The 10,000-nt window shown below is 65.9% G+C and carries 6 protein-coding genes and 2 rRNA genes (1 of these 8 cut by a window edge); 7 read left to right on the top strand and 1 reads right to left on the bottom strand.

Going from position 1 to position 10,000, the window contains the following annotated elements; all coding sequences use genetic code 11:
* A 23S ribosomal RNA gene (locus tag N2652_01380) occupies window positions 1–635 on the top strand; it begins 2,326 nt to the left of the window's first position.
* 60 nt (window positions 636–695) lie between these two features.
* Window positions 696–810, top strand: a 5S ribosomal RNA gene (rrf, locus tag N2652_01375).
* 115 nt (window positions 811–925) lie between these two features.
* Here rrf and N2652_01370 read toward each other — a convergent pair.
* The gene (locus N2652_01370; protein MCX7817858.1) at window positions 926–1,492 is read right to left on the bottom strand and encodes a nitroreductase family protein; all 567 of its coding nucleotides are present in this window, start codon (window positions 1,490–1,492) and stop codon (window positions 926–928) included.
* A 215-nt stretch (window positions 1,493–1,707) separates the two neighbouring features.
* Here N2652_01370 and N2652_01365 point away from each other — a divergent pair, with 215 nt between their 5' ends.
* The 5 genes from N2652_01365 to N2652_01345 all read left to right on the top strand — a co-directional run bounded on the left by N2652_01365 (window position 1,708) and on the right by N2652_01345 (window position 9,419).
* Entirely contained in the window at window positions 1,708–3,639 is a 1,932-nt protein-coding gene (locus tag N2652_01365) for a sulfatase (protein ID MCX7817857.1), read from the top strand.
* Window positions 3,636–4,874, top strand: coding sequence for a DUF4038 domain-containing protein (locus N2652_01360; protein MCX7817856.1), 1,239 nt, complete (start codon window positions 3,636–3,638; stop codon window positions 4,872–4,874). Before N2652_01365 ends, N2652_01360 begins: the two co-directional genes overlap by 4 nt.
* Window positions 4,871–6,697 carry a sulfatase-like hydrolase/transferase gene (locus tag N2652_01355; protein MCX7817855.1) on the top strand — a complete coding sequence of 609 codons (1,827 nt, stop codon included), beginning with the start codon at window positions 4,871–4,873 and terminating at the stop codon, window positions 6,695–6,697. Before N2652_01360 ends, N2652_01355 begins: the two co-directional genes overlap by 4 nt.
* Before the next feature lie 26 nt (window positions 6,698–6,723).
* Window positions 6,724–8,112 (top strand): sulfatase-like hydrolase/transferase, encoded by a 1,389-nt coding sequence (locus N2652_01350; GenBank protein MCX7817854.1) that lies wholly within the window; start codon window positions 6,724–6,726, stop codon window positions 8,110–8,112.
* A 119-nt stretch (window positions 8,113–8,231) separates the two neighbouring features.
* A complete protein-coding gene (locus N2652_01345; protein MCX7817853.1) occupies window positions 8,232–9,419 on the top strand; it encodes a glycoside hydrolase family 99-like domain-containing protein in 1,188 nt (395 codons plus the stop codon).
* The last annotated feature ends 581 nt before the right edge of the window (window positions 9,420–10,000 follow it).

The raw sequence follows: 10,000 nt of genomic DNA, 5'->3' as shown, positions 1-10,000 counted from the left end.
GTAACGGAGGAGCCCGAAGGTTCCCTCAACACGGTCGGCAATCGTGTGTAGAGCGTATGGGTACAAGGGAGCTTAACTGCGAGACCTACAAGTCGAGCAGGTGCGAAAGCAGGGCCAAGTGATCCGGTGGTTGCTCGTGGTAGCGCCATCGCTCAACGGACAAAAGGTACTCCGGGGATAACAGGCTGATCGCCGCCAAGAGTCCACATCGACGCGGCGGTTTGGCACCTCGATGTCGGCTCATCGCATCCTGGGGCTGGAGAAGGTCCCAAGGGTTGGGCTGTTCGCCCATTAAAGCGGTACGCGAGCTGGGTTCAAAACGTCGTGAGACAGTTTGGTCCTTATCCACTGTGGGCGCAGGAGATTTGAGGGGATAGTTCCTTAGTACGAGAGGACCGGGAACTACGCACCTCTGGTGTTCCGGTTGTCGCGCCAGCGGCACCGCCGGGTAGCTATGTGCGGAAAGGATAAGCGCTGAAAGCATCTAAGCGCCAAGCCCCCCCCAAGATTAGATCTCCCTTCCCGCTTCGGCGGGACTGAAGGCCCCCGGAAGACTACCGGGTTGATAGGCCGGAGGTGGACGCGGCGTGAGCCGTGAAGCTGACCGGTACTAATCGGCCGTGAGGCTTGACGATTTCGGCTTCTGCCATCGTGCGCGGTGAGCGCGCTTTCCCAGTGTCCTGTGCAGATTTTTTCCCGGTGACCATGGCGAGAGGAAAACACCCGTTCCCATTCCGAACACGGCCGTTAAGACTCTCAGCGGCGATGGTACTGCGGCGGTGGCCGCGGGAGAGTAGCACGTTGCCGGGAGCTGATTCGCCGCCGGCCCGCGGATGCGGGCCGGCGGTTTTTTTGTGTCTTCGGCCTGACGAACCATAGCGGTGTGGGCCGCCGCGCCGGCCGCCCACGCGCCTCGGTCAGGATCTCAGCAGCGGGGACGTTCTCCGTCGTGCGCTGCAGCGGAGGTTGCCGCGCACCACCGTTCGCGGTGGACGTAGGCTGCGCGGTATCGGGTGCGCGGCCGCGGATGCACCGCCGGATGGCCCACCGCGACTACCGAGATCGGCACAATGTTCGACGGCAGGCCGAATAGCTGGCGAAGGTGAGCGATTCTCTCCGGCCGCGGATGCACGCCCAGCCAGCAGGCGCCGAGGCCGAGCATCGAGGCGGCCAGCAGCAGGTTCTCAATTGCGGCGCTCACATCTTGCAGCAGATAGGACTCCAACCGGCCGTGGGCGCGCTCGATGTCGCCCAGCACCACGATGCCGACCGGTGCGTGGCGCAACATCTGGCCGTGCGGCAGACCGTCGGCGATACGGTTCCGTATTTCGGCCGAACGCACGACGATAAAGCGCCACGGATCGGTCGCGACCGCGGACGGTGCGGCCATCGCCGCCTCGAGCAGATCGCGCACCTGAGCGTCGGAGACGTCGCGCTTGCGAAACCGGCGAATACTGCGACGACGAAAGATCGGCATCAGCTTGCGATTCATAATGCGATTGTAGCGGTTGCGGGGTCGTGGACAATGGGTGGCGGCGTCCGCGTGCGTGCAGCCCCGAGGGTGGCCGCCGCAATAAATGGGGGCACCCCGCGTTGTACGGACGGTGCCGGAACTCGAGTGGCTCGCGCGGGCGGCAGCTGTGGTGCCGCACGACACTGTCGGGCATCATAGATTGGAACCTCATCAACCGAACGCAGGTCTCGCCAATGTGGGGCTCGCTCGTGATCGCAGTGATGACCGCCACCGCAGCGGCGCGTGCGCCGAACATTGTGCTCTTTCTCGTGGACGACATGGGATGGATGGATTGCGGCGCGTACGGCTCGCAGTACTACCGGACCCCGAACATCGACCGCCTAGCCCGGGAGGGGATGCGGTTTACCGATGCATACGCGACCCCGCTGTGCTCCCCCACTCGTGCTTCGATCTTGCCCGGTCAGTACTCGGCGCGACATCGGGTCACCGGAGCGACCGGCCACTTGCGGCCGCCGCCCGCCGGCACCTCGCCGTATACGGCTTCAGCACCGGCGTCGCGTCCGCTGATCTACCCCACGAGCGCAACCTATTTGGACACCAATGTCGTGACACTCGCGCGCGTGCTGCGCAGCGCAGGGTACCGCACGGCGCACTTTGGAAAATGGCATCTCGGTCTGATGCCCGCGTACTGGCCCGAGCGACACGGCTTTGAAGTCGCTTGGCACTGCGCGCCGGATGCGGCCCCGCCGTCCTATTTTTCGCCATACGGTGTGGTGCCGGAACCTCGCGCCGGTGCGCGGTATATCGGTACGATCACCGACGGGCCGCCCGGCGAGCACATCACGGACCGCACAGTGACGGAGGCACTGCGATTCATCGAGGCGCACCGCGCGGAGCCGTTTTATGTGAATCTTTGGCTCTATAGCGTCCACGGCCCCTTTCAACACAAGGAGGAATACACCGCAGAGTTCGCTCGCAAGCGGGACCCCACCGGTCGGCAAGGGAATCCGGTGATGGCCTCAATGCTGAAGACGGTGGACGAGAATCTTGGGCGACTCGTCCGTGGCCTCGACGATCTGGGGCTCTCGTCGAACACGCTGTTTGTGTTCTTTTCTGACAATGGTGGCAATGTGCACTCCTGGACGCCGCAGGACCCCAAAACGCGCACGATGATGCGGCCCGGACATCCCCTGCACCTGACGTTCCAGTCGTACCGACGGTGGGCTGGCGAGCAGCCGCCGACCAACAACGACCCGTTACGCGAGGGCAAGGGGCGGCTGTACGAGGGGGGCATCCGCGTGCCGCTGATCGTGCGTTGGCCCGGCCGGGTGCCGGCGGGCACGACGAACGCGACGGTGGTGGGCTGCGTAGATCTCTTCCCGACGATTTTGGAGGCGGTCGGTTGCCCGTCGCCGCCCGCGCATACGGTGGACGGCGTCTCGTTTCTGCCCGCGCTGCTGGAAGGCCGAGAGCTCCGCCGCGAACCGTATTTCGTATGGTTCCCCCACTTGATCCCCGGCGTGGTCGTGCGCGCGGGCGACTGGAAGCTGATCCGGAGGTTTGAGCCGCATCCTGAATACCCGGAGACGCGCGAGCTCTACCATCTGCGCACGGACATCGGTGAATCGAAAAACCTTGCCGGAGAAATGCGAGCCAAAGTGCGGGAACTCGATGCGCTGATTGATGACTTCGTTCGACGAACCGGCGCGCTCATGCCGCGGCCGAACCCCTCGTATCGGCCGGGGACCACCGGCGATGTGATTGGCGGCTCAACGGAGGGACTGGTGGCCCGTCAGTGTGCGGCGGTCGTGACGAGTGGCGTGCTGCGAGTCACGGCGACGGGGCCGGAGCCATTCCTCGGGACGGGGCGTGTGCAGATCAACGGACCGCTGCGGATGGCGTTGACGATTCGGGCGCCGGCGGGGGGTACGGCGCACGTTCGGTGGATTCTGACGGAGCAGAGTCGGTTTCCTGCGCAAGGGCAGTGCGTCTCGTTTGATGTGCCGGCTGGTGAAGATTGGCGGGAGGTGCAGGTGGATGTGCCGGTCGAGGGCCGTGCAAGAATTCTACGGCTGTATCTGCCGGCGGACCGTGAACCGATTGAGCTCCGCCGGATTGAGTTTCGTGGCGCCGCGGGTGCGCGACGGGCGTGGGAGTTTCAATGAACATGGCGGGCAGCGCGGCGGGGGTGGCTTCTGCGCTGATCAGTGTGCTCGTCGGCACCGCGGGCTCTGCGCCGGCGTTTGAGCAAGTCAGCGTGCGAGGTGAGGAACTGATCGCCGGCGGGCGGCCGTACCGGGCGATCGGGGTCAATCATCCGCCGCTGTTTTCCGCGTGGCTGACGGAAGCAGACGCGGGGCTGACGAACTCATTTTCGGCGCTGGACGACGCGGCCACATCGGGCGTTGCGTTTGTGCGGTTTTGGGCCAGCGGGTTTTGGCCGCGGGACATGCGCGCCTACTTCGAGCGGCCGACGGCGTACTGGGCGGCGATGGATGCGGTGGTTGAGCGTGCGGAACGGCTGGGGGTGCGGTTGTTGCCCAGCCTGTTTTGGATGAGTTTCCTGTGGCCCGATCTGTGTGACGAGCCGCGCGGGGCAATCGCGGTCGCCGGCTCGAAAACGCGGGTGGCCATGGAACGATATGTGCGGGAATTGGTGGGGCGGTATCGTGGTCGGCCAGTGATTCTGATGTGGGAGATCGGCAATGAATACAACCTTGAGGCCGATCTCGACTTTACGTCCCGTCCCCGCGCGATGGGGGCGGGCGCGCCACATCTCGGCACTCGGCCGGTGCGCGGACCGCAGGACAATCTGACCACCGCGATGCTGTCGGTGTTCCTCGCTGAGATGGCGGCGCTGGTGCGCGAGCTGGACCCGGGCCGGCCGGTGACCAGTGGCCATTCGCATCCTCGGGCGCAAAGCCGCGCGTTGCGGGAGAGTTACCCTCGGCCGAACTGGACGGCGGACACGCTTGGCGAACATCTGGCCTCATTCGCACTTCAGCACCCGGCGCCGCTGGACGTGTGGAGCGTGCACTTCTACGGCGCACTGGCGCCACCTGCGCGGCCGGCGGAGCCGCGAATTGAGGGGCGACATCCACAGAGCATCGACATGCTCGCCGAATATGCCCGTGCGGCGCGGCGGGCGGGTCGGCCGTTGTTGGTTGGTGAGCTGGGACTTGCAACGGAGGCTGGAGGCGCGGAAGACCGACGACGGTTCGTTCTCGCGGCGGTGGACGCCCTCGAACGCGAGGGGGCGGACCTGATCGCGTTGTGGGTCTGGCATTTTCCGCAACAGGCACACTACAACTTGACCGGTCGTGACGATCCGGAGCTTCTGGCGACGGTTCGAGAGTTCAATCGGCGGTACGGCTCGGCACCGGCGGGGGCGATCCGATGACCCGATTTCAAATGTTGTGCGGTGCGCTGCTTGCGGGGTGGGTCGGTGCGGCGGAGGTGGCGGTGCGGCCGAACCTGCTGTTGATTTTCACCGATGATCAGGGCTGGGCGGATCTCGGCGCGCAGGGGGCGGACCCGCATGTCCGCACGCCGAACCTCGACCGACTGGCACGGGACGGCGCGCTGTGCACACGGGGCTATGTGACAGCGCCACAATGTACGCCATCGCGGGCGGGCGTGCTTACGGGGATGTACCAGCAGCGGTGGGGAGTCGAACACAATGGCATACGGCTGCCGTTGGAGGCGGTGACCATCGCAGAGCGGCTGCGCGAGGCGGGGTACGCGACCGGGATGAGCGGCAAGTGGCATCTGGAGGTCGAGCGCGTGACGGAGGATGGCCGGTCGCGCAATCGGGTCAGCACCGACCACCTGCCGCACCGTCAGGGGTTTGAGGAATACTTCTGCGGCACGATGTATGAGTACATTGCCTCGCACGGGCTGGACGGATCGCCATTGCCGGATGCACCCCGGGCGGTGTCCGTGACGAACCAGTGCCGCGTCGTCACGCAGACGGAGGCCGCGCTCGGATTTTTGCGCCGCCGGGCAGACGAACGCCCGATGCGGCCGTGGTTCCTGTACGTTGCGTACATGGCGCCGCACGTGCCGCTCGAGTCGCCCGAGCCCTGGTTTTCCGCCACGCCGACGAATCTGTCTCGCGAGCGCCGACAGGCGCTGGCGCTGCTGGCGGCGATCGACGAGGGCGTCGGTCGGCTGCGGGAGCAGCTCCACCGAATGGGGGCCGACACCAACACTGTGATCTTCTTCATCAGTGACAATGGTGCGCCGCTCGGGAGCGCCTGGAACGGATCGCTCAACCTTCCGCTGCGGGGCCAAAAAGGCATGTTGAGCGAGGGCGGAATCCGCGTGCCCTTCCTGGTGGCGTGGCCGGGACGAATCCCGGGCGGTCAACGGTATGAGCATCCCGTGATCAGTCTGGATTTCGCCGCGACGGCGCTGGCGGCGGCGGGACTGCCGCCTCCGGCGGAGCTGGACGGCGTGAATCTACTGCCGTACCTCTGCGGAGAGGTCAGTGGCGCGCCCCACGACGCGCTGTACTGGCGATGGACGTCGCAGGCGGCCGTGCTCGAGTTTCCTTGGAAGTTCGTTGTGATTGGCGACCGCGAACGCGGGTTGTTCGATGTGACGACGCCGGAGGGAGAGGCGTACGATCGCAACCGCATCTGCGAGTATCCGGAAATCGCGGCCCGTCTGGAGGCGAAACTGAAGGACTGGTGCGCGACGCTCCGGCCGCCGGGCCTAGCCACCACGAGCGACGCGCATCACGAAAGCTTGTTTGTCGAACACAGGATTTTTGCGGGCGACTTCGAGGTGGCCGCGCCGAATGCCGGTTCGGCGAGGGCGGATTGGATGGCGCGCAACGGCCGGCTGGTTGTCACGAACGGTGCGCTCACGATCGTACCCGACGGCGACGGGAAGGGGCGGGTGTTCCTGACCCGCGGCGGTTTGGACCTGGCGGGACCCGTCCGGGCGACGCTTCTTGTGCGTGCGCGGCAAGGTGGACGCGCCGCGCTCAGTTGGCGGACGAAGCGCGAAAAGGACTTCGCGCCGGAGAACATCGTCGAGTTCGACTGGCCGGCGACAAACGAATGGAGCATCACGTCCGTGACGCTGCCCGTGCGCGGCCGGCTGGTCCATGTTCGTGTGTTCTGGCCGCGCGGCGGCGAGGGTGTGGAGCTCCGTTCGATCGAGCTGGTGCCGTCGCGGGGCAGACCGCAGACGTGGCAGTTTGATCGTGGGCAGTAGCAGGAAGCGTGGGAGGTGAAACCCAGATGAACAGGCGGACGGTGGGCCAAGCAAAGCGGACGGTGATCGCGGGTGCGGTGGTGATGTGGGGTGCCATCGCGGCGGCGGCGCCGCGGCCGAACGTGCTGATCTTCTTCGTGGACGACATGGGCTGGGCGCAGCCCTCCTGCTATGGGGGGCGACTGGTGCCGACGCCGCACATGGACTCGATCGCCTCCAATGGCGTGCGCTTCACGCAGGGGTATGTGTCCGGATGCATTTGCTCGCCGAGCCGCGTCGGGTTGATGACCGGCCGGTATCAGGCGCGGACCGGTCACGACGCCAACTGTGCCAGTGGCGATACGGAAGCCGGGCGCGAGCGAGCGCTGGCGGCGGGCGAGCGAACGATCGCGGAGCGGTTGAAGGCGGCGGGATACGTGACCGGGCTGATCGGCAAGTGGCATCTCGGTGCGGCGCGCGAGCACCTGCCGGCGTCGCGCGGGTTCGACGAGTCGTTCGGCACGTCGGGCAATATTGGCGAGGGCGGCGGGTTCTTTTTCCGGGGCCACGAGCGGGTGCCTGATCCACCGGAGGCGCCGATCACCTCACCGCTGTATGCGCGGGAGGCGGGTTCGTTCATTCGGCGGCACGCCGATCGGCCCTGGTGTCTGTACGTGCCGTTCAATGCGGTGCACTCACCGGTGGTGGCGCGCGAGGAGACGCTGCGGCGGTTCGCAGATCGGCCGCGGCGCGAACAGGCCTATGCGGCGATGCTCACGGAGCTCGACGAGGCGATCGGCGAGGTGCTCGGTGCGCTGCGGAGCGCGGGCGTGGAGTCGAACACGCTGGTGTTTTGCATCAGCGACAATGGCGGAGCCTCGCTGCTGGCGGAGATGGGCGGCCTTCGGGGGCGCAAGTGGCTGCTCTACGAGGGCGGAATCCGCGTCACGTGGTTGGTGCAGTGGCCGGGCCGGATTCCGGGCGGGCGGGTGCTCGACGTGCCGGTGATTCAGCTGGACGTGTTGCCCACGGCGCTGGCGGCGGCAGGCGTGCCGATCCAACCCGAGTGGCAACTCGATGGTGTCAACTTGTTGCCGCTGTTGGAGGGAAAAACCGACCGGCTAGATCGCGAGGCGTTGTACTGGCGGTTCGGCGTTCAATTCGCGGTGCGCCGGGGCGACTGGAAACTGGTGAAGGCGGGGCTCAATGAACCGGTGCGGCTCTTCAACCTGAAGGAAGATCCCGGTGAGGCGAAGGACCTGGCAGCCGCGAAGCCGGAGTTGGTGAGCGAGCTGCAGGCGCTATGGGATCGCTGGAATGCGCAAATGCGGCCGCCGCGGTGGGAGGATCCTCGCTGGAACGATGGCAACGCGTCGCAGCCACAGCGCCGCGCGGCGGAACGTCATGTGCAGCAGCCGGCGGCCCGGCGAAAATGAGGTGCGCACTGCTGGCGGTTGTCCGGTTACCGCGAGCACGGGCGGTGCGCAGGGGCGATCCGGTCCAAAGATGGGCGAGCTCAAAGCGCGGATCGTCCGAGCGTTGGACGCTGGGGATCGTGTGCGGGGGCGCGCTGCTCGCCGGCGCAGCGGAGCCAAGTGAGACCTCGGCCGTTCGGGACGCCGCGACCGCGGAGTCGGCGGGCGTTCAAGTGGCGGCGTACTATTTCCCGAACTGGCACCGGCGGCAGGTGGGCACGAACGAAGTCTTCGGTGAATGGGGCACTCTTCAGCGGGCGGTGCCGCGCTTTCCCGGGCACCGTCAGCCCAGACGACCGCTCTGGGGGATGGAAGACGAAGCGGATCCCGTGGTCATGGCCCGCAAAATTGACGCGGCGGCAGACCACGGGGTGTCCGCGTGGATTTTCTGTTGGTACTGGACCGCGTCCGGACCGTATCTCGAGCGGGCGCTGGAGGAGGGGTACCTGGGGGCGACCAATCGCGAACGTTTGCGGTTTGCGCTGATGTGGGCGAACCATGACCTGCGCACGACGCCGCCTCACCGGGGCGCGGTGCCGCGGGACGAGTTTGAGCGAATGGCCGCGCATGTTGCGATGCGATATTTCACCGCACCAACCTACTGGCGGGTAAATGGCGCGCTGTATTTTAGCATCTACGAGGTGGCGACGTTCGTGAGGGGATTGGGGGGAGAAGCGGCGGCGCGCGAGGCGCTGGAGGCGTGGCGGGCGCGCGTGCGCGCGGCGGGGTTGGGGGAGATTCACCTGAACCTGGTGGATTACCAGCTGGTCAAACAGGCCGATCCGGCACGTGTTGTGCGCTCGCTGGGTGCGGACAGTGTGACTGGTTACGTTTGGATTCATGAGCCCGCCGTTTTTGAGGTGATGAGGGGGTCATTTCCGGCCGCGCGCTACGATGCGGCGGCCGCGGCGTACTTTAGAAGCTGGGATCGCCGGTGGGCGAACCTGGAGGTTCCCCATTTCCCCAACGTCACGGTGGGGTGGGACTCGACGCCGCGGGTGCCGCCGGATCGGCCGCTAGCCGGCGGGCCGTATCCGCACGGAGCGGTGCTGGTGGACAACACGCCCGTGGCGTTCCGGGTGGCATTGCATGAAGCCATCACTCGCGCGCAGCGGCACCCCCCAGGTCGGCGGATTGTGACGGTTTACGCCTGGAACGAGTGGACGGAGGGAGGCTTCCTCGAGCCCGAGGTGGAGCATGGCTTCGGCTACCTCCAGGCGATCCGCGATGAAGTCGCCGACAAGCGAAGGGTGGGGAACGGAACATAGGCCTCTGGGGTTCTCGGTTTTTCCGGCGCGGCCGACAGCCCGTGCAGCGTAGCGGAGGTGAGAGAAGGCCAAGCGGATATTGCCTCTTCACCCCTCCGCAAACGAGGCTGCAGCACTTCCTGCGGATCCAAATCCAAGTCTTACGTTGCTTAAGGTTCGGAGCCCTATGAATTCGACCTCGTCTAAGTGACCCAGTGCTTCTCCAGTTCCGCTAGAAAATCATAGAACATACGAACTTCGTGGGGGTCCTCAGTTGTGATCACAACGACCGTGTACTCCCCACGGGGCGCTGCCCCGCCAGAGGTTGGTCCTGGGTTTGAGGTGCGGTTTGGCGGAGGAACACCACCGGGTCTGGATTGGCCGCCGGTCGCTGGATCTGATTCGCTGGTCGGGGAGGATGAAGTTTGGTTCTCCGAGGGCAGCCCCTTGCTTGGGGAGGGTGCTCCGTGGCCTGCGTTCGGCGGCTTCACAGAGTTGGCCGTTGCTGTCTCCGGTGGAGGGGAGGCATCGGAGTGAGGCGACTTATCAGTTTTTTCCGTGTCGTCAGAGTTGCGAGCGGCCCCGGTTTCATGATTCACCTG

This window comes from Kiritimatiellia bacterium, assembly GCA_026417735.1.
Taxonomy (GTDB): domain Bacteria; phylum Verrucomicrobiota; class Kiritimatiellia; order PWTM01; family PWTM01; genus CAACVY01.
Note: the sequence above shows the minus strand (reverse complement) of the source record. Positions and strands in the feature narration are given on the sequence as shown.